The organism is Thioclava sp. DLFJ4-1, from assembly GCF_002020145.1.
GTDB classification, from domain to species: Bacteria; Pseudomonadota; Alphaproteobacteria; order Rhodobacterales; family Rhodobacteraceae; genus Thioclava; species Thioclava sediminum.
In genome coordinates this window covers 654,585-680,256 of sequence record NZ_MPZT01000001.1, presented here as the reverse complement: position 1 = coordinate 680,256, position 25,672 = coordinate 654,585, and the positions used below count along the sequence as shown (strand labels likewise).

Below are 25,672 nucleotides of genomic sequence, written 5' to 3'. Positions count from 1 at the left end.
CAGCTATGTTTCACGCGCGATCGGAATGGGGGCGACATGGCCGAAGCACTTGCCGAAGAGACAGAGCGCGAGGAAGAGGATTATCGGCTGAGCGGAGAGCTGGTCGAGGAAATTCTCGATGCCGTCGAGCAGGAAGATGCAGATCGCCTGAGCGAGCTGCTCGAGCCCTTGCACGCCGCCGATATCGCCGACCTTATCGAACAGGTCTCCGGCCATGAGCGGCGCGAAATCCTTCGCCTCTGGGGCCGCCAGATCGACGGCGAGATCCTGACCGAGATCGATGAGGGTATCCGCGAGGAGGTTCTCGCGAGCCTGCCGCCCGAAGTTCTGGCCGACGCTGTCCGTGAGCTCGATTCCGATGACGTCGTCGACCTGATCGAAGACCTTGAGGAGCCGCAGCAGGAAGCGATCCTCGGCGCGCTCGACGAGACCGACCGGGCCGCAGTCGAGAAATCGCTGGGCTATCCCGAATATTCCGCCGGTCGCTTGATGCAGCGCGAGGTCGTGACCGCGCCCGAGCATTGGACGGTGGGCGAGACGATCGACTTTCTGCGGAAAGCCAAATGGCTGCCCGACCAGTTCTATCACGTGACCCTCGTCGATCCGGGCCATCATCCGGTCGGCAATGTCACTCTGGGACGCATCCTGTCCGCCCCGCGCGCCTCGAAGCTGATCGAGATTTGCGAGGAAGAGTTCCGCAAGATCTCGGCCTATCAGGACGAGGGCGACGTGGCCTATGCGTTCAACCAGTATCACCTGATCTCGGCCCCGGTTGTGGATGAAGACGACCGCCTAGTCGGCGTGATTACCATCGACGACGCAATGTCCGTGCTCGACGAGGAACACGAGGAAGACATCCTCCGCCTCGCCGGTGTGGGCGATGAATCCGCGATCTCGGATACCGTTCTGGAAACCGTGCGCCAGCGCCTGCCGTGGCTCTTCGTGAACCTGCTGACGGCGATCCTCGCCTCGGCGGTGATCTCGATCTTCGAGGGCACGATCCAGCAGCTTGTGGCGCTGGCCGTGCTGATGCCCATCGTGGCCTCGATGGGCGGCAATGCGGGCACGCAGACCCTGACCGTGGCGGTGCGCGCACTCGCCACGCGCGATCTGACCGACAGCAACGTCTGGCGGGTCGTGCGACGGGAAGCCATCGTGGGGCTGCTGAACGGTCTCGCCTTCGCAGTCGTGATGGGCGCGGTGGCCGCCTTCTGGTTCTCGGGCGCACAGCTTGGCATCGTGATCGGGCTGGCGATGGTGATCAACCTCGTGGTGGCTGCCTTGTCGGGCATCCTGATCCCGCTCGCGCTTGAGAAGCTCGGCGCGGACCCAGCGCTGGCCTCGGGCACCTTCGTCACGACGATGACCGATGTGGTGGGCTTCTTCGCCTTCCTCGGGCTGGCCTCCGTGGTTCTGCTATGAGCAAGGATCTCGCGCGCAAGGACGCTTTCGCGGCGCGTAAGGCCGCCCATGCTGCCGATGATGGCGCGGCGACCCGTGCGCTGACGGCGGCGCTAGAGCCTTTCGCGGGCAAGGTGCTGGCGGGCTATTGGCCGATCCGGACCGAGCCCGATCCGCGCCCGGCGATGGTGGCCCATGGTGGGCCGCTCTGTTTGCCGGTGGTGGTCGCGGAGGCGCAGCCTTTGGTCTTTCACCGCTGGACGCCCGAGACCGAGATGATCGCGGGCGCTTTCGGGGCGCATATCCCGGCGGAGGGCGAAGAGATCACGCCCGAGGTGCTGATCGTGCCGCTACTGGCTTTCGACGCGCAGGGCTATCGGCTGGGCTATGGCGGCGGCTTCTACGACCGCACGCTGGAGGGGCTGCGCGCACGCGGCCCCGTCACGGCGATCGGCTTTGCTTTTGCGGCGCAGGAAGCGCCGGAAGTGCCCACCGAGTCGACCGATCAGCCTCTCGACATGATCGTGACCGAGGCGGGCATCCTACATCTTTGATCAGCCCATCCGCTCGGAGGCGTAGGCGCCGGGCGAAGCCGGGAAGACGACCGTCTTGCTGTCGTTGAGGAACACCCTGTGTTGCACATGGGCGTGGATTGCACGCGACAGCACCTGCGCCTCGACGTCACGGCCCAGCGAGACGTAATCCGACGGGCTCTGCGCATGGGTGACGCGCACGGTGTCCTGCTCGATGATCGGGCCTTCGTCGAGATCGGCGGTCACGTAATGCGAGGTCGCCCCGATCAGCTTCACACCACGCTCGTAAGCCTGCTTGTAGGGGTTCGCGCCTTTGAAGCTCGGCAGGAAGGAGTGGTGGATGTTGATGATCCGGCCCGACATCTTCTGGCACAGCGCATCCGACAGAATCTGCATGTAGCGCGCCAGCACGATCAGTTCCGCGCCCGATTCATCGACCACGTCCAGAAGGCGCTTCTCGGCCTCGGGCTTGTTCTCTTTCGTTACCTTGATGTGGTGGAAGGGCAGGTCATGGTTCACGACGACCTTCTGATAGGTCATGTGGTTCGACACCACGCCCACGATCTCGATCGGCAGCGCACCGATGCGCCAGCGGTAGAGAAGGTCGTTCAGGCAGTGGCCGAAATTCGACACCATCACCAGAACCTTCATCTTCTCGCGGGAGTCGCGGACCGCCCAGTCCATCTCGAAATCCTTGGCGACCGGCTCGAAGGCGGCGCGGATCGCCTCGGCATCCTTGCCTTTCTCGGAGACGAAGCTGACGCGCATGAAGAACTGGCCCGTCTTCGGGTCGTCATACTGATGCGAGTCGGTGATGTTGCAGCCCTGATCGGCCAACACGTTCGCGATCCCCGCGACGATCCCCCGCGTCGAGGGGCAGGCAACGGTGAGAACGTAAGCGTCGGCAGTCTGGGTCATGTCGCATCCCTTTTGATCTTTCGCCCGGTTTCCTAGCGCGCCGGGGGTGGGGACACAATCACCCCGAGTCCGGGGAGGGGCGCGGGAGAAAGCGACGGCGTTGCGGTGAAAAGCGGCATCGCGTCGGGGGCGCGGCGCGCGGCCTCAGGCCGCCGCGTTTTCGGGCTGCGTGCCGCGCAGGGATTCGATTTCGAGGAAAACGCTCGAAACCTCGGGATGGGCCTCATGGATTTTCTTCTGCACCGCCTCCACCGCGTGGAAGATCGCCTCGGGCGAGAGACCTGTGCGCATCTTCAGCTCGATATTCACCAGCACCTGATCGGGCGCGAAATGCATCGTCAGGAGGCGTTTGACCTCTGCGACCTCGTCGAACCCGGTCGCGATCTCGCGGATCGACTTGCGCACGTCGCGGTCAGCGGCCTCGCCCATGATCAGCGCGCGGGTCTCGTAGACGAGGATGATCGCCACGACGATCAGGATGAGCCCGATGACGATGGAGGCCGCGCCGTCGAAGAACGGATTCTCGAACGTCACCGAGAGATAGACGCCAAGCGCGGCCGCGAGGATGCCAAGAAGGGCGGCACTGTCTTCGGCGACGACGACGAAGATCGACGGATCCTTGGAGCGGCGGAAGGCCTTGAAATAGCCTTCGCCCGGTTTGCGCTGCTTCAGAAGCTGACGGATCGCGATGACCCAGGACGTGCCCTCGGCGAGGAAGGCCACGAGCAGCACACCGTAATTCCAGATCGGTTTCTCGATCGGCTCGGGGTTCTGGATATGGACAATGCCCTCATAGATCGAGAGCCCGCCGCCGATCGCAAACAGCAGCATCGCGACGACGAGCGACCAGAAATACAGCTCCTTGCCATAGCCGAACGGGTGTTTCTCGTCCGGTTTCTTCTTGCTGCGCTTGTGGCCCAGCAACAACAGCCCCTCATTGCCGGTATCGACCACCGAGTGGAACGCCTCCGCCAGCATGGACGAGCTACCCGTGAAAGCCGCCGCCACGAATTTCGCTATGGCGATCAGGAGGTTCGCGGCGAGCGCGCCATAGACGGCAATCGGCTTTTCTTCGGAGGCTTGGGCTTCGGCCATGGCTGGGATCCTGCATCGGGGCGCGCGACGGGGAGGAACGACCGCGCGCCGGTGTCGTGATGCAGAGGTAACATGGGCGGGGGCAGGGCGGTTCCGCGAGGCCGGTACGGCAGGGGTCAGCCGTTGCAGTTCAGCGCATTCGCGAAACCGCCGGGCGAGGTGTCGGTGCCGAGGCGCGTCCAGTTCACCGCGTTTGCGGGCGTCACGGAAAGCGCAAGCAGTTCCGACCAGTCGAAGCTGGCGACGATCATCTCGGGTCCGGCGCCGCAATCGCGCACCCCGCCCAAGATCGTGTCAGAGCCGAAACGGTGATTGGTGAACGAGCCGCCCGAGAAGGTCGGGTGCAAAGCGCCGTCGCGATACTCGAACAGGCGCAGCACACCCAACCGATGCGGCGCATCGATCAGCGCAATATCGCGATGCCCGTTGCCATTGAAATCCGCGACGCCGATGGGCGCGAGCCAATGGTTCGGCTCTCCCACGAAATCCGTCGCGGCGAGGAATTCCGGCTTGCCCGATTTCACCGTGAGCACCAGAAGCCGCGAGCCGAACTTCAGATGCGATTGCACCACGATCACCTCGGCGATGCCATCGCCGTCGAGATCGCTCAGGCGCGGGCTCGTGTCCTCATAGACCATGTCAGGGTCGAGGCGCAGGTCATAGGTCAACGTGCTGTGGCCTGAAAACAGACCCTTGGGATTGCCCGCCTTGCGGGCCACGTCGATCTGGAGATTTGCGAATTCATGATCGGGGCCGAGCGCGCCGTGACCATAGCGGTCCGTCGGCTCGGTGAATTGCGCGGCGACCGACATCTCGGCCCGCGCGGGCAGGGCGGCAGCGGTGACCAGCGCGCAAGCGAGGGCCACCGCGCGTCGCATCAGATCTGCTTTTCGGGAAGGTTGACGATCAGGCCGTCGAGCTCGTCCGTGACCTTGATCTGGCAGGTCAGGCGCGAGGTGACGGGATCGGGCTCGTACGCGAAGTCGAGCATGTCCTCTTCCATCGGATCGCGCGGAGGCAGTTTCTCGATCCAGTCCTTGTCGACATAGACATGGCAGGTCGAACAGGCGCAGGCGCCACCGCAATCGGCGTCGATGCCGGGCACGCCATTGTCGCGTGCGCCTTCCATCACGGTCATGCCGGGCTTCACGTCGATCTCGTGACGGGTGCCGTTGAATTCGACATAGGTGATTTTCGCCATAGCTCGGGGCCTCTTGTTCGTAATCAAAACGCGCTTGCCGGCGGGGCCGGTCGCAAGTGATCTAAGCTGCTTTCGGTGATTTGGCCAGAGGCGGGCTATCACGGGCAAGGGATTGCCGCAGCGTAGATATCGGCTAGTCTGCCGGCCCAAGGCAGGCGGAGACAAGAATGCGGCAGATCGCTGAAAACTTCGGCACGGCGCGGGCGGTGCTGGTGGCGTTGGGTGTGACGATGGGGCTGGCGGGCTGTCAGCCCACGGCGCAGGGCTCGGACGCCACACCGAAGGACCCGCCCGCCAAGACGCTCGCCCATGTGCTGCAAAGCCGCCCGCCCGCCGACGACGCGCAGGGATGTTTCACCCAACTCAAAGGCCCGGCCAAGGTCGAGACCGTGACCGGGCAGGTGCAGGTGCTCCCCGAACAGCGCGACCCGAAGACCGGCAAGGTCACGCAGCCCGCGATCTATCGCGAATTGAGCGGGCAGAAGCTCGTCGATAGCGGCAAGCCGCGCTATTTCGAATCCGTCTGTTCGGAAGATCTGACGCCCGCTTTCGTTGCGATGACCCAGCGCGCGCTGGCGCTGCGCGGGCTTTATTCCGGCCCCGCCGACGGCAAGCTGGACCCGGCGACGGGCCGCGCGATCGCGGCCTATCAGGCGCCCCGCGGCCTCGACAGCCCGACGCTTTCGGTGCGCGCCGCGCAGGAACTGGGCCTCTATATCTGGTCGAACTGAGGCCGTCCGCGACCGCCATCGCATCGCTGCACAGCCCTTTGCGCAGGCGGCGGGGTTGTGCCTTTGGGAGGAACGGTCTCTAACCGGGGGCCAAGGGATCAGGGGGCATCATGCAAAAGCTTTTCGGCAGCAACCTGCGCTTCATGCGCGACAATGCCCGCTGGCTCGGCGCGGGGTTCCTGCTGACGCTGTTCTCCTCCTTCGGGCAGACCTTCTTCATCGGCCTGTCGGGCAATGACATCCGGGCCACGTTCGGTCTGTCGGGTGGCACCTTCGGGGCGCTCTACATGGTGGCGACACTGGCCTCGGCCTCGACGCTGCCCTTCCTCGGGCGCACGCTCGACCTGATGCCCGGCTGGAAGGTCGTGCGCTTTACCATTCCGCTGCTCGCGCTGGCCTGTGTCGGGATCACGCTCGCGCCGAACCTGATCTTTCTGACGGTGGCGATCTACATGCTGCGGCTTTTCGGGCAGGGCATGATGACCGAGATCGCCTTCACCGAGATCGGCCGCTGGTTCGTCGCGAGCCGCGGCAAGGCGATGTCGCTGATCGTCCCGGGCCAGCCTTTCGGCTCTGCGCTGCTGCCGGTTCTGGTGGTGCTGATCGCGCAGGCGAGCGGCAATTGGCATCTCGCGTGGTGGCTCTCGGCCGGGGTGCTGGTCTTGATCGCCTGGCCGCTCCTGATGCGGCTGATGCAGGTCGAGCGGGTGCCCAACGCGACCGAGGTGCAATCGAGCGCCTCTGGCACCGCGCGCGACTGGACCCGTGCTGAGGTGATCCGCGATCCGGTCCTCTACATGCTGCTGGCGGGACTGCTCGCGCCGCCCTTCATCGGCACGGTGATCTTCTTCCACCAAGGCTACCTGACCGGGCTGCGCGGCTACTCCCCGCTTGCCTTCGCGGCGGCTTTCCCGGTGATGTCGATCGCGACGGTGGGCTTCGGCTTCGTCTGCGGCGGGCTGATCGACCGGTTCGGGGCGCTGCGCCTGCTGCCCTTCGTGCTGGCACCGCTGACGCTTGCCTCGCTGACGGTCGCCTTGGTCACGCCGGTCTGGGGCGTCTATGCCTTCATGGCGCTGCTTGGCATGTCGAACGGGTTTTCCGGCACGCTGATGGGTGCGCTCTGGCCCGAGGTCTACGGCGTGAAGAACCTCGGCGGCATCCGTGCGATCATCGTGGCCTCGATGGTGCTCTCGACTGCCGTGGGGCCGGGGATCACGGGCGTGCTGATCGATATGGGGGTGGAACTGCCGACCCAGATGCTGGGCATGGCGGTCTGGTGCGTGCTGGCCGCCGGGAGCCTGACGATCGCCTCGCGCCGGGTGCGGGCGCGCGAAGCGGCGCAATGAAAAAGGCGCCCCGCGGGTCAGCCCCATGCAGTAAATGGTGTAGCTTGGGGCCGAACGTATTGTAGGCGCAACACCATGTCGATCAGCAGCTCCCGACGGGAACTTCGGGAGCTGTCTGCGGCGGGTGTCGGCTAAGCGGGACGAAGCCGCTGTTGCGGACAAACGCGGCGTCGGTAAGCTAGAGGCGGAGAGTGAGGAAGCATGATCGAGATCAGGCACGCGATGGATGCCGATGCTGTCGAAGGGGTAAACACCCTGCGTCGCTCGATCACCGAACTCTGTGTTGCAGATCATCAGAACGATCCGTCCGAAATCGAAGACTGGCTTGGCAATAAGACGGTCGAGACCTGGCGACAGTGGATCGCGCGGGATGACGCCGTAGTGCTAGTGGCCGAGCGGAACAGGAAGGTCATAGGGGTCGGCATGGCCACCCTGAGCGGCGACATCCTCTTGAACTATGTCCATCCCGATGCCCGCTTTGGTGGCGTCAGCAAGGCTATTCTCGCAGGCTTGGAGGACGTCTTGCGCGCGCGTGGCATCCGGCGCTGCCGTTTGGAAAGCACCGTTACGGCCCAATCATTCTACGAAAACTGCGGCTTCCGGTCAGAAGGCGTTGACGCGCACCTGCTCTCGAAATCCCTGTAGTTGCGGGGATCGTGAAGGTCTCGAAGCGGCCATTGCGCTTCGAGCCTTCAACGTTCTCACGCGCACCATTTACTGAAAAAGGCGCCCCGCGGGGCGCCTTTTCTATCGTTTTGAAACGTGCGGATCACTCCACGGGGAGGGCCACGAAACGCGGCTCGCCAGCGCGGCGGATCAACAGCAGGATCGACTTGCGCCCCGCATCCTTCGCCGCCTGCACGCGCTCTTCGAAGTCATCGACCGCGGAGACCGGCTTCTGCCCGACCTCTGTGATCAGATCGCCGACGCGGAGACCCTTCTCATAGGCCGAAGACGTCTCGTCGATCTGCTTGATGACGAGGCCGTTGGCCTCTTTCGTCAGGCCCATCTCGGTGCGCAGATCATCCGTCAGAGGCGTCACGGTCAGGCCGAGCATGTCCTTCTCGACCTCCTGCGGGGCCTGCACGGCTTTCGGGGGCTGTTCGCCCTCAGCGGCTTCGCGGCGGCCCAGCGTCACCAGAAGCGTCTTGGCCTCGCCATCGCGCATCACGGTCACGCGGACCTTCTCGCCCACAGGCGCATCGGCCACGCGACGCACCAGATCGCGGGTGCTTTTGACCTCGCCGCCATCGAAGGAGGTGATCACGTCGCCCGCCTCGATCCCGGCTTCCTTCGCGGGGCCATCGGGCACTTCGGAGACAAGCGCGCCTTCGGGGGCCTCGAGCCCCATCGCTTCAGCCATGTCCGCGGTGACGTCCTGAATTTTTACACCCAGCCAGCCGCGCCGCGTCTCGCCATATTCCTTGAGTTGTTCGACCACTTTCGCGACCACGTTCGACGCCATCGAGAAGCCGATCCCGATCGAGCCGCCATTGGGCGACAGGATCGCGGTGTTCACGCCGACGACCTCGCCTTCCATGTCGAAAAGCGGTCCGCCCGAGTTGCCACGGTTGATCGCCGCGTCGGTCTGCAGGTAGTCGTCATAGCTGCCGGACAGCTCGCGGTTGCGCGCCGAGATGATCCCGGCCGAGGCGGAGAAGCCCTGACCCAGCGGGTTGCCCATCGCCATCACCCAGTCGCCGACGCGCACGGCGTCGCTGTCGCCGAAGGCAACGAAGGGCAGGGGGGAATCGCTCTCGACCTTCAGAAGGGCGATGTCGGTTTTCGGATCGGTGCCCACCAGTTTCGCGTCGAGCCGCTTGCCCGAGAAGAATTCGATCTCGATCTCGTCGGCATCTTCGATGACGTGGTTATTGGTGACGATATAGCCGTCTTCCGAGATCACGAAACCGGAGCCGAGCGCATTCGAGCGACGCGGCGCGCCCCGTCCGTTCGGGCCATTGGGGGCGTTCGGGTTCGGCAGGCCGAAATCGCGGAACAGATCCTCGAAGGGCGAGCCGGGCGGGAAGTTCGGCATGTCACCGGTCGGCGCGGCCACCGTGGTCGAGGTGGTGATGTTCACCACCGAATTGGATACCTGATCGACGAGTTCGGCAAAGCTTTCCGGGGCGGCGCGGGCATAGGCGGGCCCGGCCAGAGGGGCGCAGGCGAGCGCCACGGCAAGCGTGGCGGCGCTCAATCCGGCGCGCAGCATGGATCCGGGTCCGGTGAGGATTGTCATATGGCTCTCCCTTGCTTCGCCGGTGCGGAAGACCGGCGCGATGCTCTCTTTGATTTGAAATGTAGGAGCAGGGAGGGGCGAAGGGAAGTTATTCGCCAAAATTCACGACAGGAAATTGCGTCGCAGGGGGCTGAAGGCGCGCTCTCTTGCGCCCAAGGCGCGGGCACAGGGGCGATTATCCGAACATTCGCAGCGCCCAGAGGATTGCCACTCCCGTCGCCAGAGCTGCGAGGCCGAGGGTGCGACGTTGGCCCGCCGACATCGCGCGCAGCATATCCAGCGCCTCCTCGATACGTGAAGGGGCCAGCGCAAGCGCCAGCCCCTCGATCACAAGGACCAGTCCCAGACCGGTCAAAAGCATCGCCATCACTGGCCGACTTGGCTCGCAGATGCGCTGCCCCGGCCTGCACCGGTTTCGGGCCCCGGGTTCTCCCCGATTGAGCGCAGGAAGCGCCCGTAATCGAAGTAGAGGCTGTCGGGCTGCGTCACCAGCGACGAGGTCTGCGTCTTCATCGATTGCGCGTAGAATTGCAGCGCGCGCACGAAGGCGAAGAACTGGCGATCCTTGCCGTAGGCATCCGCATAGACCTTGTTGGCCTGCGCATCGGCTTCACCGCGCACGATCTCGGCCTGTTTCTTGGCCTCGGACGTGACCTCGACCGCGGTACGGTCGGCGGTTGCGCGGATGCGCTGTGCGGCCTCGGCGCCGCGGGCGCGCTCGTCTGCGGCTTCGCGTTCACGCTCTGCCCGCATCCGGCCATACGTGGAGGCGAGGTTCTGCTCGGGCAGATCGGTGCGCGTCAGACGCACGTCGATCACGTCCACGCCCAGCGACAGCGCCTCGCGACGTGCCAGATCGCGGATGCGGTTCATCAGCGGCGTCCGGTCATCCGACAGCACAGCCGTCGAAGGGACCGAGCCCAGAACTTCGCGGATCGCGTTGTTCAGGATGCCGTCGATGCGGCTCTTTGCGGTCGTCTCACCGCCCGCGCCCACCGCTTCGCGGAATTTCACCGCGTCGACGATGCGCCAGCGCGCGAAAGCGTCGACCACGAGACGACGGTCGTCCTCGGGCGTGACTTCGAGCGGCTGCGTGGTCAGGCTCAGGATGCGGTCATCGTATTTCACGATGGTGTCCACGATCGGGATCTTGAACCCGAGACCGGGCTCGGTCTTCACCTGCTGCACCTCACCGAAGCGCAGCACGAGGGCCTTTTCACGTTCGTCCACCACGAAGACCGAATTCAGCCCGAGGAAGATGAGAACAACGAGAACGGCAATTGCGATAGGTCCGCGCATCAGTTGCTTCCTCCCGTGTTAGCGGTCGAGTTGGTGGTGTTGGACGCCGAGCCGGAGTTCTTGCGCAGCTGATCCAGCGGCAGATACGGCACGACGCCGCCAGCGCCGTCCTTGGTGTCCACGACGACCTTGTCGACGTTCTGCAGCAGCTTGCCCATGGTCTCGTAGAACATCCGGCGCTTGGTCACTTCGGGCGCTTTCTCGTATTCCGTGAGGATCGAGTTGAAGCGCGCGGCGTCACCTTCGGCTGCGTTCACGATCTGCGCGCGGTAGCCTTCGGCCTCTTCCTTGACCTGAGCGGCCTCACCGCGAGCGCCTGCAGTGACCTTGTTGGCGTAGGCGTCGGCTTCCTTCTCGAGGCGGTCCCGCTCCTGCTGGGCGGCCTGCACTTCGCGGAAGCTGTCGATCACCTCGCGCGGCGGGTCGGCGCGGTTGAAGTTCACACGAACGATGTTGATGCCTGCATCATAGCTGTCGAGCGTGTTCTGCACCGCCGAGCGCAGATCGCCCGCGATCTCGCCACGTGCGGTCGACAGGATCGGCGCGAGGTTCGAGCGCGCGATAATGTCACGCATCGCCGATTCCGACACCGCGCGGATCGTGTCCTGCGGATCGCCGAGGTTGAACAGGTATTTCGCCGGATCGCTGATGTTCCAGACCACCTGGAATTCGAGATCGACGATATTCTGGTCGCCCGTCAGCATCAGGCCGGTATCGTTCGTGCCTGCGCGGCCCGAGCCGATATCGACGGTCTGTTCGCGCGTCACCGGAACCTTGGAATAGGTGATGAAGGGCCACGGCGCGAGGTTCAGGCCGGGGCCTTTGGTCGCGTAGTAGCGCCCGAACATCAGCTCCACCGAGCGCTCTTCCGGGTTCACCTTGTAGAGAGAGGAGCCGAGCCAGATCGCAACCAGAGCCACGAGGCCGATGACGACCGCGGTCTTTGCCGGGAAGGGGCTCTTGCCGCCTCCGCCGCCATTGGGACGGTTGGGACGATTGCCGCCTCCCTTGCCGCCCATCAGCACCTTGAGCTGCTCGGAGCCCTTGCGCATGAATTCCTCGATTTCCGGGATTTGCGCGCCCTCACCGGGACGTCGCTGACCGGGACGCTTGTCTTCGCGGTCGTCGTCGCGGTCATCGCCGCCACCGCCTCCGCCGCCCCAGGGGCCTCCGTTGCTCATATGCTCCTCACCTTTCCGTTATCTTGTCGGACAGTTGGGTATCTTTTCCGTGATTTCAATAATGTCTTACAGGGTTCCGCATGGTCACGAGCTCTTCGCCCATGGTCGGGTGGACCGCGCAAGTCGCGTCGAATTGTTCCTTGGTTGCCCCCATTTTGACGGCGATGCCGACCATTTGGATCAATTCGCCTGCTTCGGGGGCCACGATATGGCAGCCCAGCACGCAGCGCGTCTCGCGGCAAACGATCAATTTCATCAGCACCCGCGCGTCGGAGCCCGCAAAGCTCGAACGCATCGGCCGGAAGCTCGAGACGTAGACCTCGGCATTGCCGCGTTCCTCGGCCTCTTCCTCGGTGATGCCGACGGTGCCGAATTCGGGCTGGGTGAAGACGGCCGAGGCCACCAGCTCATGATCGGAGGCGCGGGCATTGGCGCCGAAGACGGTATCGGCGAAAGCGTGGCCCTCGCGGATCGCGACCGGGGTCAGGTTGATGCGGTCGGTCACATCGCCCACCGCAAAGATCGAGGGCACGTTGGTCTGCGACCATTCGTCGACCATGACCTCGCCGCGCTCGCCCAGCTCCACGCCCGCGGTCTCGAGGCCGAGCCCTTCGGTGTTCGGCGTGCGGCCCGTTGCGTAGAGCACCGCGTCGAACTCTTCCTCGCGCCCGTCGCCGCAGGTGACTTTCAGGCAGTTCTCGGTCTTCTCGATCTCGGTGATCACGACATGAGTGTGAATGTCGATGCCGCTCGCCTGCATCTGATCCACGATCAGATCGCGCGCCTCGCCATCGAAGCCGCGTAGCAGGGGCGAGCGATTGTATTGCGTGACCTCCACGCCCAAGCCGTTGAGGATGCAGGCGAATTCGCAGGCGATATAGCCGCCGCCGACGATCAGGATGCGCTTGGGCAGGGTGTCGAGCTTGAAGATGTCGTTCGAGGTCATCACCAGTTCGCAGCCCGGGAATTCGGGCACGAAGGGCCGTCCGCCGACCGCGACGAGGATGTGCTTGGTGGTGATCTTCGTGCCATCGGCCAGCGTGACCTCATGCGGGCCAGACACGGTGGCGCGCTGGTCGAAGACCTTCACGCCCGCGTTTTCCTGCCCCTTGCGATAGATCGCTTCGAGCCGGTGAAGCTCCGCATCCAGCTTGCCGCGGAAACCCGGCCAGTCGAACTGACCTGCATCCGCGCTCCAGCCATAGGCGCGGGCTTCTTCGATAGCCGCCGGCGCGGTGGAGGCGAAGACCATCAGTTTCTTCGGGACGCAGCCGCGGATCACGCAGGTGCCGCCCATCCGGTATTCCTCGGCCAGTGCGACGCGCGCGCCATGGCCCGAGGCAATTCGAGCCGCGCGCACCCCGCCCGAGCCACCGCCGATGACGAAAAGGTCGTAGTCGAAGCTCATGGGGGCGCCTTCCTTCCTGATATTCCTTGCGTCTTGGCTTAGCGGTCCATGCGCTCAGGAGCAAGGCGGGGACGGAAAGACGCGCGCAAGGCGGGGATGCGTCACAGCGTTGCATCCCCGAGGCGCGCGCCCTGCGCGAAAATCAGTCCATATCGCGGAAGATATTCTCGTCCTCGGCGAACTCGATGGTCTCGTTGGCCACCGTGCCCTCATTGATGTCGCGGATTTCGACCTTGCCGTCGGTCCCGCCGATGATGACCTTGTCGCAGATGTCGATGAACAGGCCATTCTCGACCACGCCGGGAATCTGGTTCAGCACCAGTGCCAGCTGACGCGGGTTGCCGATGCGGTTGAGATGCAGATCGACGATGTAATTGCCCTCATCGGTCACGAAGGGCTGCTGACCGTTCAGGCGCAGCGAGGTCTGGCGGCCCATCACGTCCATCGAATCCAGCAGTTCCTCGATCAGCGCGCGGGTGACCTGCCAGCCGAAGGGGACGACCTCGACGGGAAGGGGGAAGGCGCCCAGATGGTTCACTTCCTTGGAAGCGTCGGTGATGACGACCATCTGATCGGAGGCGGTGGCCACGATCTTTTCTTGCAGCAGCGCCCCACCGCCGCCCTTCACGAGGTTCAGGTCGGGGTCGAATTCGTCTGCCCCGTCGATCGTGATATCGAGCCATTTCGCTTCGTCGAGCGCCACGACCTTAATACCGACCTGACGGGCGAGATCGGCGGTGCGCGTGGAGGTGGGCACCCCGATCAGCTGCAGACCTTCGTCGCGGATACGCTCGCCAAGGCAGCGCACCATCCATGCAGCGGTCGAGCCGGTGCCGAGGCCCACACGCATCCCGTCTTCAACGAGGTCAACGGCACGGCGGGCGGCGGCGAATTTCGCCTTGTCGATCGGGGAGAGGTCGGCAGCCATTTGGCACTCCATTCATGGGCAGTCTGAGTTGCCGACGCTTATAGGCAATCACAACCGCTCAGGCGAGGGCTTTGTCGGCCTGTCTTCAGCGCAGGAGGAATTGTCGCATCCCGCCTGCCTGCTTGGCGTGGCGTCGCGCCTGCCCCGGGGGCAGGATTGGACGCGCGGGCTGGGTGAGGAGCGGGTTCTCCGCCATCAGCGCGCGCAGCCGTGCGGCCTCTTGAGGGCCAACCCCGCGCAGCGCCATCGGGCCGGGCAGGAGACTTTCCACGGCCGCCCCGTCCGCGAAGACGATCTCATGCGCTTCGAACAGCAGATGCAGCCATTCGATGCGCGGACGCGGCGCCCGCGCGATCCCCGGCAGATCGAGTAACCCCTTGGCCGGGATCAGAAGCTCCCGCCCGCCAAGGACGCCCGCGCGGCTGCGAACCAGCAGCCGGTGTTGGGCCGAGACTTCAAAGGCGCGGTCATTGCCAAGCGCGCCTTTCGCAATGCGGATCGGTGCGTTCTCGTCGCGCTCGGTCATCCGCCAGCGTCCCGTCCATATCAATTCGCGATAGCCGTTATCGGCGGTTTGCACTTTTATGCCCGGGCGCAGATCCTCCACCGCGACGGGGCCTTGCTTGGTCGCGATCCGGGTGCCGCGGGCGAAGCAGACCGCGAGGTCGGTATAGGGGATAATCGGATCGTTGCTGTCGATTGCGACGATGTCGTAGGTTTGCCCCGCGAAAAGCCGCTGGGATGACGCGATGCCATGCACGTCGCCCTCGAATTCCAGCACGAAGATCGTGATATTGTCGGCCGGATCGGCGGAGCCCGCCGGACGGATGACATAGCTGTATTCGATTTCGACATCGCCCGCCGCACCTGCGCCCCAGGCGATGCCGTCGAATGTCGTGGGTAGGGAGAGTTCCTGCGAGCCGTCAGCATCTTCGAGATTGGCGTCGTCATCGGTCAGATCGATCATCTGCACCGCAGCAGAGGCATCGATCGTGAAGCTGGTCGCACCCACCGCATCGGCATTCGCCAACGCGTTCGACCCGAACGGGTCCGGGCCCGATACGATCAGGTCCGAAAATTGCCATGCACCGAAAATCGGCATCGTGCCCACCACAGCCTTTCGCCGCTCAGGCTGCGTGATAATCCTGAATATCGCGTCAACGATGTTGCTTTTGCGCGTGGCGGGGTCGTTTTGGGGCTGTTGGTCCGGGGGCGAACACGGCAGTCTGGGCCAAAATCAGGGCAGGGAGGTCGCATGTTTCTGAGCGTCTTCGATATCTTCAAGATCGGCGTCGGGCCGTCCTCGTCGCATACGATGGGGCCGATGGTAGCGGGCGCGCGGTTTCTCGACGCGCTCCGGGCCTCGCCCTTCACCGCGCATGGGGTGCGGGTGCGTCTGCATGGCTCGCTCGCCTTCACCGGCAAGGGGCATGCGACGGATCGGGCCGCGATCCTCGGGCTCGCAGGGGTGGTGCCCGAGAGCTACGATAACGATCTGGCCGAGAAATTGCTGGCTGCGAATGCGCGCGACCACCTGTTGAAGCCTGATGGTTTGCCGCCTTTAGCTTTCGACCCCGAGGCCGATCTGATCTTCGACTACGACACGTCTCTGCCCGGCCATGCGAATGGCATGGTGATCGAGGCGCGCGACGCGCAGGGCGACGTGTTGATGCACGAGGTCTATTACTCGATCGGTGGCGGTTTCGTGCGCACCGAGGCCGAATTGGCCGCGGTCGACGATGCCGCCCGCGACGCGCCGAGCCCGGTGCCGTTCCCCTTCAAAACCGCCGAGGAAATGCTGGCGATGGCCCATGCCTCGGGTCTTAGCATCGCGCAGATGAAGCGGCGCAACGAGGCGCGCTTCCGCGGCCCGAAAGAGATCGACGAAGGTCTCGAGAAAATCTGGATCACGATGCGCGATTGCATGGAGCGCGGGCTGACCAGCGAGGGCGAGTTGCCCGGTGGTCTGCGGGTGAAGCGTCGCGCCAAGGCGATCCATGAGAGCCTGAAGGCGGATTGGGGTCAGAACCTTGCGCCGCCGCATCAGATCAACGACTGGATCTCGGCCTATGCGATGGCGGTGAACGAGGAAAACGCCGCCGGCGGGCAGGTCGTCACCGCGCCGACGAACGGGGCGGCGGGCGTGATGCCCTCGGTGATCCGTTACTGGCTCGATCATGTGCCCTCGGCGTCCTCCGCGAAAATCCCCGATTTCCTGCTGACGGCGGCGGCCGTCGGCGGGCTGATCAAGACCAACGCCTCGATCTCGGGGGCGGAATGCGGCTGTCAGGCCGAGGTCGGATCCGCGGCGGCGATGGCGGCGGCGGGGCTGGCCGCCGTGCTGGGCGGCACGCCTGAGCAGATCGAGAACGCGGCCGAGATCGCGCTGGAGCATCACCTCGGCATGACCTGCGACCCGGTGAAAGGGCTGGTACAGGTGCCCTGCATCGAGCGCAACGGTCTGGGTGCGATCAAGGCGGTGTCGGCGGCCTCGCTGGCGCTGCGCGGAGATGGCACGCATTTCGTGCCGCTCGATGCGGCGATCGAGACGATGCGCCAGACGGGCCGCGACATGCACGAGCACTACAAGGAGACGAGCCTCGGCGGGCTGGCGGTGAACGTGCCGAACTGCTGAGGGTGCCTCATTCGTGCTGAGGGCTGCGCCCGACCTCGGGTGGGCGCATGCTCGCTAGGTGGTTTGCACTTTATCGTGCCACCTCTCTCGAAGGCCGAGCGCGCGCAGCTTGCGTAGATGCGCCCTCCCGGGGGGAGGTCGGGCGCGGCCCGGGCTGGTCGCCCGGGCGGGGCATCACTCCAAGGGAAGCCCTCAAAACACGCTCCCCCTTGACTTTTCGCGCCATCACGCGCATTTACCCCCAATCGCCGCACTGCCGCGTGAGCAAGCCGCGCCCGAGAGAGGCGCACCGGCGATACCTCCCGAGTTCCCATTCACGCAGGGTTCTGACACGCAAGACCGGACCACGCGGGACTAGCCCGCCTGTCCCGAGGTCTGCGTCAACCTGCGCTCCGGACAATCCCGTCCGGGCTGATCGCCGTGCGCATCCCCGCGTTGGGAGCCTCGGCCATAAAGGATAGGCATTGTCCGATTTCTCTTCGCTGGGGCTCTCCCCGGCCATTCTCAAGTCGCTCGCACGCGCAAAATTCACCCAGCCGACCCCGATTCAGGAAAAAGCGATCCCGCTGGTTCTTGCGGGCCATGACGTGCTGGGCCTCGCCCAGACCGGCACCGGCAAGACGCTGGCCTTCGGCCTGCCGCTCATCGACAAGCTGATGGCGCAGCCAGGCAAACCCTCGCCCAAGACCTGCAAGGCGCTGATCCTCGCGCCGACTCGCGAGCTGGTGAACCAGATCGCCGACAACCTCGCGGGGCTCGTTCAGGGCACCAAGATGAACGTGGCCACCGTCGTCGGCGGCCAGTCGATCAACCGTCAGATCACCATGATGCATCGCGGCAACGACATTCTCGTCGCCACCCCGGGCCGTCTGATCGACCTGATGGATCGCGGCGCGGTTGACCTCCGCTACACCCGCCATCTGGTGCTCGACGAGGCCGACCAGATGCTCGACCTCGGCTTCATCCATGCGCTGCGCAAGATCGCGTCGCGCCTTGGCACGCCGCGCCAGACCCTGCTGTTCTCGGCCACGATGCCGAAGCAGATGGAAGAAATCTCGCAGGCGTATCTGACCGATCCCAAGCGCGTGCAGGTCTCGCCCCCGGGCAAGGCCGCCGACAAGATCACCCAGTCGGTGCACTTCCTCGACAGCAAGGCCGAGAAGGCCCGCAAGCTGCGCGATATTCTCTCGGCCGATATGGGCGCGCTGACGCTTGTGTTCGCCCGCACCAAGCACGGCGCGGAAAAGCTGATGAAGAGCCTGCGCGCCGATGGCTACAACGCGGAATCGATCCATGGCAACAAATCGCAGGGCCAGCGTGACCGCGCGATCAAGGGCTTCCGCGATGGCAAGGTCAACGTGCTGGTCGCGACCGACGTGGCCGCGCGCGGGATCGACATTCCGGGCGTGTCCTATGTCGTGAACTTCGACCTGCCGGACGTGCCGGACGCTTATGTCCACCGCATCGGGCGCACCGCGCGTGCCGGGCGCGAGGGCGAGGCGATTGCTTTCTGCTCGCCGGACGAGGCAGATAACTTCCTGCAGATCGAAAAGCTGATGAAGATCGAGATCCCGACCGCGAGCGGCGAACGCCCGTCTGCGGCCGTGCGCCCCTCGGCGCGTGCAGCTCGAGGCCGCGGTCGCGGCGGTCCGCGCTCTGGCGGCAACAAGGGTCGCGGTGGCAAGCCTCAGGGCAAACCGCAGGGGCAGGGGCAGCCGCAAGGTCAAGCTCAGGCCCAGGCGCGCTCGAAACCTCGCGCCGAAGCCAAGCCCAAGGTCGATGCCGGTGGCAACGCCTCGCCGAAGCGGCGTCGCCCGCGTCGGCGCAATGCAGGCGCTGCATGAAATTGACAGCGGGCCGCATCGTAAGATGCGGCCCGTTTCAATTCGTCCGTCCGGTCCATGTGAGACGCGTCCGAACGATCCAATCGAAACGCATCCACAGCCGTCATCTGCATCGCTTCAATGTCATGTCCAACGCGGCGGCGAAGCCTTTTGCAGAGAAGTCGAAGACGCCCACTTTCGGAATGGAGACGGTGAAATTCGCGTTCCCGCCTGCCGCCTCAACTTGTTTTAGCGCGTTGATCGCAAGCTTGTCGGTGCGTTGATCCAGCCAGGCATATTGCCCTGTCGAACGCAGGCGGAATTTGCTCTGCCCGATCGTAATGGTCATTCCGCCAGAGCGGGGCAGCCGTCGGTCGGCATAGACGGACAGCTCCGGTTGCCTGCCCGAGTGCTTCGTCACCGCGACATAGAGAAGCGAGCCATTCAGCAGAACCCGCCGATCATTCGCGGTCGCTGTCCAGCAGGTCTTCATGGTGCCGTTTCTCTCTTCGAAGACGCTCCACTTCCCGACATTGCCGATGCTATCGGCGGCATAGGCTGGCGAGAGCGCACCGAGGGCGATCAGGGCGGCGCAGATAAGTACTCTGAGAAGACGGCTCATGCGGGTTCCTCCGACCAACGCAATTTACCTCGCCCACAGGGGGCGAGTTAAAAATAGCATAATTTTCGCCAGTTGGACTGAATTATGCGTCGGGGTGCCTAAGACAGAACGCAGGCGATCTCGCGGTTTGGCGGGTCACCCCACCTCTGCAAACACCTTCTTCAGCGCCGTTTCCAGCTTCTCGAACATCTCGTCCATCTGTGGTTCGGTGAGGATGAACGGCGGGCACAGCACCACCGATTGCCCCAAGGGTCGGCAGATCAGCCCCTGATCGGTGCAGGCATTGGCGATGCGTTCCGAGACCGAGAGCGACCCGTCGAACGGCGTCTTACTCTCGCGATCCTTCACCGCTTCCAGCGCCCACATGTAGCCCACGCCGCGCAGCTCGCCGATATTGGGGTTCTGCGCGATCTGGGCGAGGCCCGCCTCGAGGCGTGGGCTCAGACGCCGGACATTCTCGGCCAGCCCCTCGTTCATCACCACGTCGATCGCCTTCAGCGCAATCGCGCAGCCGACCGGGTGGCCCGAGGCGGTGAAGCCGTGGGGGAATTCTTCGATTGCCTCGGAGGCCGCCTGCAGGCGGTCCGACAATTCCGGCCCGAGGATCACTGCGCCCATCGGGAAGAACCCGGCGGTGAGGTTCTTCGACGAGATGATCGCGTCGGGCTGGAAGTCATAGGTCTCACAGCCCCAGGTGTTTCCGGTGCGCCCGAAGCCGCAAATCACCTCGTCGGAGATCAGCGGGATGTCGTATTTCTTCAGGATTTTCGATACGGCTTGGAAATAGCCTTTGGGCGGCGTGATCACCCCGCCCGCACCCATCACCGGCTCGGCGAAGAAGCCCGCTATCGTGTCCGCGCCTTCCTTGATGATCGTCGCTTCCAGCTCATTCGCGAGGCGCTGGGTGAATTGCTCTTCCGTCTCGCCGTCGTGGCCCTCGCGCCAGTAATGCGGGCAGGTGAGGTGCAGGAACCCCGGCAGCGGCAGGCCGAAGACCGAGTTGTAGGGCTTGCCGGTCATCGAAGCCGAGACCGCCGTGACACCGTGATAGGCGTTCTTGCGGGTCAGGATCTTGCGCTTCTGCGGTTTGCCCTCGGCCCCATGCAGGAACCAGAGCATCTTGACCATCGTGTCGTTCGCCTCGGAGCCGGAGTTGGTGTAGAACACCTTGCCGTCCTCGAAAGGCGAGACCTCGATCAGCTTCTCGGACAGCATCACCGTCTGATCCGACATCCGACCGAAGAAGGCGTGATAGCCGGGGAAACGCGCATATTGCGCCTGTGCCGCCTCGATCAGCCCGGAGTGGTCGAACCCCGCGACCATGTTCCAGAGCCCCGAATTCGCATCGAGATATTTCCGCCCCTCGGTGTCGAAAATGTACGGCCCCTCGCCATGGGTCACGACGACCGCGCCGCGATCATGGATCGTGGGCAGATCGGTGAAACCGTAGAAGCTATGCGCATCGGCGCGGGCCTGCCAGCTTTGGTCTTTCATCTCGCGACTCCTCCGGGATGGGCGATGGATGAAAGCGAGGCTATCCGCGGCGCGGTCGGCGTCAATGGTCCGCGATGTGCCAGGATGCCGCATGGCTTGCGCGCCGGGGCGGGGCAGGGCAGTCTGCGCCTCAAGCCTTATCGCCTCCCCGATCACGGAGCCTCCCATGCCCGCCCCCAATCCGCGCATCAGCCTCTGGGCGGTCGAGGTCTTCGTGGCCACGGCGGAGGAAGGCGCGACCACCGCAGCCGCGCGCCGCTTGGGCGTTTCGGCCTCGGCGGTGAGCCAGCAGCTTGCGGGTCTGGAGGGAGCCTTGGGCGCGGAGCTCGTGGACCGTTCGGCCAGACCTTTCGCTTTGACGGCAGCGGGGCGGGCTTTCCTGCCTCATGCCGAGGCAATGCTGGACGAATTGGCCCGCGGTCGTGCCGGGGTGGGGCAGGCCGATCCGGCGGGGCTCACGAGTTTCCGGCTGGGCATGATCGAGGATTTCGAGGCCGAGGTGACGCCGCTTCTGCTGGCGGGCATGGCCGACGAGCTCAGCACCTGCCGGTTCGAGCTGGAAACCGGGCCGAGCCACCGGCTGCTGTCGAAGCTCGAAGCGCGCGGCTTGGATGTCGCCGTTGCGGCCGAGCCGCAGGGCGCGGCGCTCGACGGGATCGAGCTGCACCCGCTTCTGACCGAACCGTTCCTCGCCATTCATCCCGCCGATGCACCTGCGAAAAGAGATCCGTCGCTGCCGCTGATCCACTATTCCCAGCGCACGTTGATGGGGCGCCAGATCGCCGCGCATCTCGCGCAAACGGGCAAGGCGCCGCCGCATCAACTGGAACTCGACAGCTATCCCGCGATCCTCGCGCTGGTCGCGGCGGGGCGGGGCTGGACGATCCTGACGCCCTCGGCGGTGCGTCATGCGCCGCGCGCGGGGCTGGCGCTGTCGCCGCTCGACGGGCCGCCGCTGACCCGGCGCATCGTGCTGGCCGCGCGCGACGGGATGATGGCGGATTGGCCCGCGAAAGTGGCCGCCCGCCTGCGGGCGCTGCTGCAAGAACGCGTGGTCGAGCCGGCGCTGGAAGAAGCGCCGTGGCTGGACGGGACATTGCGGGTCGAGGCGGGCTAGCGCCTCAGCCGATCCCCAGACCTGTCAGGGCGGTGGCCAATTCTTCGCGTGGCAGCATCATCAGGGCTGGCCCCTCCAGCATGATCCGCACGGGCCCCGTCGCCCGGTTCGACGTGCCGACCCGCTCGGCGGGTGTGAAGCCGATCCCGTCAAGCGGCCATTGCAGCCCTTCCGAGCGCGCCTTTACCTCGCCGAACGGAAACAAAGAGACCCGCGTGCCTTCCGTCACATCCAGCGAAAGGGACGGGGGACAACGGAAGATCACCTCTTCCTCGGCCAGCATCACGACCCGGTGCGGCGTGCGGATCAGGTCAGTCATCGCGGCCAGCGTGTGATCGAGCCGCATCCCCGTGAAGCCGAGCGCCAGGATGAACGGCGCTTTGATCCGTTGCAGGCATTTCGCGAAATCGGTGCTGTCCTGCTCGGCCACCTGATGCACGCGCGGGCCAAGTGTCGTGCGCGCCGCATCCGACAGGGAATCGAGATCGCCGATCACCGCTTCGGGCTCGAGACCCATCGACAAGGCCCGATCTCCACCGCCATCTGCGGCCACGAGACAGGGGGCGATTGTCAACGCTTCGTCAACATCCGCATGGTTAACTGCGCCGGCGCCGAGAAGCGAAACCCCGGTTGACGAATGGACAATACTGCTAATCATGGGCTGATTGATGACGATTGTGGCAAAGAAAGACAATCGAGACCGGTAAAAAACCTTTCAAATGCCTTCTTTCGTCCACGCGAAAGAACCAGTTGGACAGGAATGTCGACGCATTGAGGTCCAATAGAAAGCGAGTGGTCCATGGTTGGTGCGAGCAAGATCCTGACCGTATCCTACGGCACCTTTTCGTGCACCTTGGAAGGATTTGATGAGCCTTTCAACACGATGAAGGCGATTGCGGAGTATTTCCGCGATCTGGCTGCCGACGACCGGTATTTCGGTGCAGAGCCGCCCCAGCCCGATGCGGAGATGCTTCACCGTATCGCAGAGCGCGAAATTCAGCGCCGGGTCGAAGCGAAAATTCAAGAAAACGGCGTTGTTCTGCGCCAGCAAGACACGCTTCTGGGTGGCGAGGCTGCAGCGGACGAAGCGCCTGCACCCGCTCAGGAAGAGCCGTTGGTGACGTCGGAGGTGCCGCAAGAAGCCGCGCCTTCCGCCGAAGCGCCCGCGCAGCCAGAGGTCGCCGAGACGCCCGAGCCGGCAGCCGCGCCCGAACCAGTCGCAGAGCGGCCCGAGCCCGAGATTGAAACCCAGCCCGCCGAACCCGAAGCAGGCTTCGCGCAGCCGGAAACCGTCGCCACCAAGCTGCAGCGCATCCGCGAAGCCGTGGCCCGCGCCCGCGTGGTTCAGGCCGACAGCTTTGCCGAGGAAGACGAGCCCGTTTCCGTCCCCGAGGCGCTTCTGGACCGCTTCGAGACCGAGCCGTCGAGCGAAGCCGAAGATTTCGGCTATGACCTCGACATTTCCGGCCCGCTGAGCGCCGAGGAAATCGAACGCGAAGCCTCCGAACCCACGCAGCCCGAGGCCGAGATGCCCGAGGCGGAGGTGGCAAAAGAAGCCTCGGCAGAGGCCGCGCTCGAACAGATTGCGGAAGAAAACGAAGAAGTGGCGGAAGTTGCTCGCGAAGACGAAGACGTCGTCACCGAGGAAGAGCCCGTCGCCGAAGCGGATGAGGTTGAAGCCGAAGACATCGCAGCAGCCGAACCCGATGCCTCGGAAGAGGACGCTGCCGACGAAGCCGAAGCCGCGTTTGGCCCGACCGACGACCAGATGGGGCGCCGTCAGGCGGCCCGCCGCGCGCGCCGTTCGGCCAAGCGTGCCAAGCGCATCGCCGCACTCAAGGCCGCAGCCGAAGAACTCGGTGCGACCGAAGAGGAAACGGTTGAGCAGGCCGAGGACCAAACCGAAGAGACCTCGGCTGATACCACCGTTGAGGCCGACGCGCCCGCCGCGCCGCGGATGCGCGCGCGTGTGATCAAGGTGCGCCGCCGCGAAACGATCGAAGCCGCGACTGCGGAGGTTGCAGCGGAGGCGTCGGAAGAGCTTCCGGCGCAGACCGACGATGCGGCCACGGCAGACAGCGCAGAGGAACAATCGATCCCGGCTGCCGAGCAGGTCGAGGACGACGCCGCGCAACCGGCACCTGAAGTGGCTGCCGAAGCCGAGCAAGACGTCGAAACCGAGGCCGAGCTGGAGGCAGAGGCCGAGGAGGACGACCTCGCCGCACGTCTGGCTGCCGAGTTGAGCGAAACGACAGAGGAGGCCAGCCCTGCTCCGGTCGCGCCGCAGGCAGAGCAGCCGCAGGATGAAGGTGATCGCGACAGCCGGATGCCGGGGCGCCTCTCGCCCGAAGCCGAAGCCGATCTCATGCGCGAACTCGCCGCGCTGCAGATGGAGAACCTCTTCACCGGCGCCGAAATCGAGACGGCTGACGAAGCCCCGGACGAGGCGGTTGCGCAGGCAGATGTTTACGAAGACCTGGAGCTGCCCGATATCGACCTGTCCGATCTGGAAGACGAGTCGGTCGACGCGCCGCTGGTTCTGACGCAAGACGAGGCCGCCGCGCCCGAAGCGGAAGAGCCCGAGGCGACCCTGGCAACCGCATCGCTCGACGCGCAAAACGTGCTGGTTCTGGGCAACGCGATCATCGCCGAAGAGGCCGAAGCCGAAGCCGAGATGTCGGAAGACGACACCGTGGCCGAGGATGAGGCCGAGGATATCTCCGCCGACGTCTTCGCACCGGAATTTGACGCCGAGGCCGCAGACGAGACCGAAGCCGAGGACGCGGAGGCAGAGGCCGAAACCGTCGAGACCGCCGATGCGGAAGACACGGAAGAGGCGGAAGCCCCGACCGAGGTTGCCGCACGCGAGGCCGCGTCGCTCTCCGAGGAAGAGACCGACCGCGAAGCCGAGGTGGATCGCCTTCTGGCCGAGGCCGACAAGCAGGCCGAAGTGGTCGAAACCCGCCGCCGCTTCTCCGCGATCGCGCATCTCAAGGCCGCCGTCGCCGCGACCGTTGCGGATCGTCTGGCCAAGGGGCAGGACACCGCGAAAGGGGGCGTCGAGGACGAGGACGGGTCCGAACCCTACCGCGCCGATCTGACCCAGGCCGTGCGCCCGCGCCGCCCGGTCAGCTCGGGCGAGACGGCATCGCGCCGTCCCGATCCGTTGCGCCCCGCGCCGCTGGTGCTGGTTTCCGAACAGCGCGTCGATGCAGAGGAAGCCTCGGAGGTCGAGGAGGTCGAGCAGCCGGCTGCTCAGCCCGCCGCCGCGATCCGTCCGCGCCGTGTCTCGGCAGGTCAGTTCGCCGTTGCCCAAGGCGACGAATCCGAAACCACGCCGATGAACCCCGAGCAGGCGACCAGCTTCGCCGAATTCGCGGAAAGCCTCGGCACGCAGGGCCTCTCCGATCTGCTGGAAGCCGCCGCCGCCTATACTTCGGCCGTGGAGGGGCGCCCGCATTTCTCGCCGCCGCAGATCATGCGCAAGCTGTCCGTCATGGACGATGCCGCTGACGTGCCGCGCGAAGAGCGGATGCGCGTCTTCGGGCGCCTGCTGCGTCAGGGCAAGATCACCAAGGTGAAGCGCGGCCAATATGCGATCACCGAAGCCTCGCGCTACTGGGACGAGGCGAAGATGGCTTCGGGGCAGTAAGCCCGGCGACAGATCTGAAAGGGCGGTCCTGCGGGGCCGCCCT

23 protein-coding genes are annotated in these 25,672 nt (G+C 65.0%); 9 read left to right on the top strand and 14 right to left on the bottom strand.

The annotated features are described in order from the left end of the window. Window positions 1-36 precede the first annotated feature (36 nt). Complete coding sequence (gene mgtE / locus BMI85_RS02995; protein WP_078539714.1) at window positions 37-1,422, top strand: magnesium transporter; 1,386 nt, start codon at window positions 37-39, stop codon at window positions 1,420-1,422. Then, on the top strand, window positions 1,419-1,955 hold the full coding sequence (locus tag BMI85_RS02990) for a 5-formyltetrahydrofolate cyclo-ligase (protein WP_078599453.1): 537 nt from the start codon (window positions 1,419-1,421) through the stop codon (window positions 1,953-1,955). Before mgtE ends, BMI85_RS02990 begins: the two co-directional genes overlap by 4 nt. Here the strand turns inward: BMI85_RS02990 and purU are convergent, their stop codons facing one another. From purU to BMI85_RS02970, 4 genes are all read right to left on the bottom strand, one after another. After that, window positions 1,956-2,852, bottom strand: a complete 897-nt coding sequence (purU, locus tag BMI85_RS02985; RefSeq protein ID WP_078546283.1) for a formyltetrahydrofolate deformylase — start codon at window positions 2,850-2,852, stop codon at window positions 1,956-1,958. Between the two features lie 144 nt (window positions 2,853-2,996). Continuing rightward, window positions 2,997-3,947, bottom strand: a complete 951-nt coding sequence (locus BMI85_RS02980) for a cation diffusion facilitator family transporter (RefSeq protein WP_078599452.1) — start codon at window positions 3,945-3,947, stop codon at window positions 2,997-2,999. 116 nt (window positions 3,948-4,063) lie between these two features. Next, window positions 4,064-4,825, bottom strand: coding sequence for a VCBS repeat-containing protein (locus tag BMI85_RS02975; RefSeq protein WP_078599451.1), 762 nt, complete (start codon window positions 4,823-4,825; stop codon window positions 4,064-4,066). Continuing rightward, a complete protein-coding gene (locus BMI85_RS02970; RefSeq protein WP_075776110.1) occupies window positions 4,825-5,148 on the bottom strand; it encodes a 2Fe-2S iron-sulfur cluster-binding protein in 324 nt (107 codons plus the stop codon). The genes BMI85_RS02975 and BMI85_RS02970 overlap by 1 nt, the downstream gene beginning before the upstream one ends. A 167-nt stretch (window positions 5,149-5,315) precedes the next feature. Here BMI85_RS02970 and BMI85_RS02965 point away from each other — a divergent pair, with 167 nt between their 5' ends. The 3 genes from BMI85_RS02965 to BMI85_RS02955 all read left to right on the top strand — a co-directional run bounded on the left by BMI85_RS02965 (window position 5,316) and on the right by BMI85_RS02955 (window position 7,873). After that, window positions 5,316-5,879: a peptidoglycan-binding domain-containing protein gene (locus BMI85_RS02965; protein WP_078599450.1), complete on the top strand. Its 564-nt coding sequence runs from the start codon at window positions 5,316-5,318 to the stop codon at window positions 5,877-5,879. 110 nt (window positions 5,880-5,989) lie between these two features. Continuing rightward, window positions 5,990-7,228 (top strand): MFS transporter, encoded by a 1,239-nt coding sequence (locus BMI85_RS02960; protein WP_078599449.1) that lies wholly within the window; start codon window positions 5,990-5,992, stop codon window positions 7,226-7,228. A gap of 201 nt (window positions 7,229-7,429) precedes the next feature. Beyond that, window positions 7,430-7,873: a GNAT family N-acetyltransferase gene (locus BMI85_RS02955; RefSeq protein WP_078599448.1), complete on the top strand. Its 444-nt coding sequence runs from the start codon at window positions 7,430-7,432 to the stop codon at window positions 7,871-7,873. 124 nt (window positions 7,874-7,997) lie between these two features. On the opposite strand, the gene BMI85_RS02950 is transcribed toward BMI85_RS02955, so the two are convergent. The 7 genes from BMI85_RS02950 to BMI85_RS02925 form a co-directional block, all read right to left on the bottom strand. Next, entirely contained in the window at window positions 7,998-9,470 is a 1,473-nt protein-coding gene (locus tag BMI85_RS02950; RefSeq protein WP_078519638.1) for a DegQ family serine endoprotease, read from the bottom strand. Between the two features lie 175 nt (window positions 9,471-9,645). Further along, on the bottom strand, window positions 9,646-9,837 hold the full coding sequence (locus tag BMI85_RS21015; RefSeq protein ID WP_134331877.1) for a DUF2065 family protein: 192 nt from the start codon (window positions 9,835-9,837) through the stop codon (window positions 9,646-9,648). After that, window positions 9,837-10,769 carry a protease modulator HflC gene (locus tag BMI85_RS02945; RefSeq protein WP_143594967.1) on the bottom strand — a complete coding sequence of 311 codons (933 nt, stop codon included), beginning with the start codon at window positions 10,767-10,769 and terminating at the stop codon, window positions 9,837-9,839. The genes BMI85_RS21015 and BMI85_RS02945 overlap by 1 nt, the downstream gene beginning before the upstream one ends. Continuing rightward, on the bottom strand, window positions 10,769-11,950 hold the full coding sequence (hflK, locus tag BMI85_RS02940) for an FtsH protease activity modulator HflK (RefSeq protein WP_078599447.1): 1,182 nt from the start codon (window positions 11,948-11,950) through the stop codon (window positions 10,769-10,771). Before hflK ends, BMI85_RS02945 begins: the two co-directional genes overlap by 1 nt. A 55-nt stretch (window positions 11,951-12,005) precedes the next feature. Further along, window positions 12,006-13,358, bottom strand: a complete 1,353-nt coding sequence (gor, locus tag BMI85_RS02935; protein WP_078599446.1) for a glutathione-disulfide reductase — start codon at window positions 13,356-13,358, stop codon at window positions 12,006-12,008. Window positions 13,359-13,500: 142 nt separating this feature from the next. Continuing rightward, window positions 13,501-14,286 carry a ribose-5-phosphate isomerase RpiA gene (gene rpiA, locus BMI85_RS02930; protein WP_078519635.1) on the bottom strand — a complete coding sequence of 262 codons (786 nt, stop codon included), beginning with the start codon at window positions 14,284-14,286 and terminating at the stop codon, window positions 13,501-13,503. 85 nt (window positions 14,287-14,371) lie between these two features. After that, the gene (locus tag BMI85_RS02925) at window positions 14,372-15,388 is read right to left on the bottom strand and encodes a Hint domain-containing protein (protein ID WP_143594966.1); all 1,017 of its coding nucleotides are present in this window, start codon (window positions 15,386-15,388) and stop codon (window positions 14,372-14,374) included. A gap of 153 nt (window positions 15,389-15,541) precedes the next feature. Between BMI85_RS02925 and BMI85_RS02920 the strand changes: the two genes are divergently transcribed. Together BMI85_RS02920 and BMI85_RS02915 are read left to right on the top strand one after the other, a co-directional pair. Further along, on the top strand, window positions 15,542-16,921 hold the full coding sequence (locus BMI85_RS02920) for an L-serine ammonia-lyase (RefSeq protein ID WP_078599444.1): 1,380 nt from the start codon (window positions 15,542-15,544) through the stop codon (window positions 16,919-16,921). A gap of 464 nt (window positions 16,922-17,385) precedes the next feature. Continuing rightward, window positions 17,386-18,765, top strand: coding sequence for a DEAD/DEAH box helicase (locus BMI85_RS02915; RefSeq protein WP_078539702.1), 1,380 nt, complete (start codon window positions 17,386-17,388; stop codon window positions 18,763-18,765). Window positions 18,766-18,868: 103 nt separating this feature from the next. On the opposite strand, the gene BMI85_RS02910 is transcribed toward BMI85_RS02915, so the two are convergent. Both BMI85_RS02910 and BMI85_RS02905 read right to left on the bottom strand, forming a co-directional pair. Continuing rightward, window positions 18,869-19,366 carry a hypothetical protein gene (locus tag BMI85_RS02910; protein WP_078599443.1) on the bottom strand — a complete coding sequence of 166 codons (498 nt, stop codon included), beginning with the start codon at window positions 19,364-19,366 and terminating at the stop codon, window positions 18,869-18,871. Window positions 19,367-19,501: 135 nt separating this feature from the next. Further along, window positions 19,502-20,860 (bottom strand): aminotransferase, encoded by a 1,359-nt coding sequence (locus BMI85_RS02905; protein WP_078599442.1) that lies wholly within the window; start codon window positions 20,858-20,860, stop codon window positions 19,502-19,504. A 166-nt stretch (window positions 20,861-21,026) separates the two neighbouring features. Here BMI85_RS02905 and BMI85_RS02900 point away from each other — a divergent pair, with 166 nt between their 5' ends. Further along, entirely contained in the window at window positions 21,027-21,977 is a 951-nt protein-coding gene (locus tag BMI85_RS02900) for a LysR family transcriptional regulator (RefSeq protein WP_078599441.1), read from the top strand. A gap of 4 nt (window positions 21,978-21,981) precedes the next feature. Here the strand turns inward: BMI85_RS02900 and BMI85_RS02895 are convergent, their stop codons facing one another. Continuing rightward, window positions 21,982-22,635 (bottom strand): thiamine diphosphokinase, encoded by a 654-nt coding sequence (locus BMI85_RS02895; RefSeq protein WP_078599882.1) that lies wholly within the window; start codon window positions 22,633-22,635, stop codon window positions 21,982-21,984. 141 nt (window positions 22,636-22,776) lie between these two features. Between BMI85_RS02895 and BMI85_RS02890 the strand changes: the two genes are divergently transcribed. Next, window positions 22,777-25,629 carry a hypothetical protein gene (locus tag BMI85_RS02890; RefSeq protein WP_078599440.1) on the top strand — a complete coding sequence of 951 codons (2,853 nt, stop codon included), beginning with the start codon at window positions 22,777-22,779 and terminating at the stop codon, window positions 25,627-25,629. The last annotated feature ends 43 nt before the right edge of the window (window positions 25,630-25,672 follow it).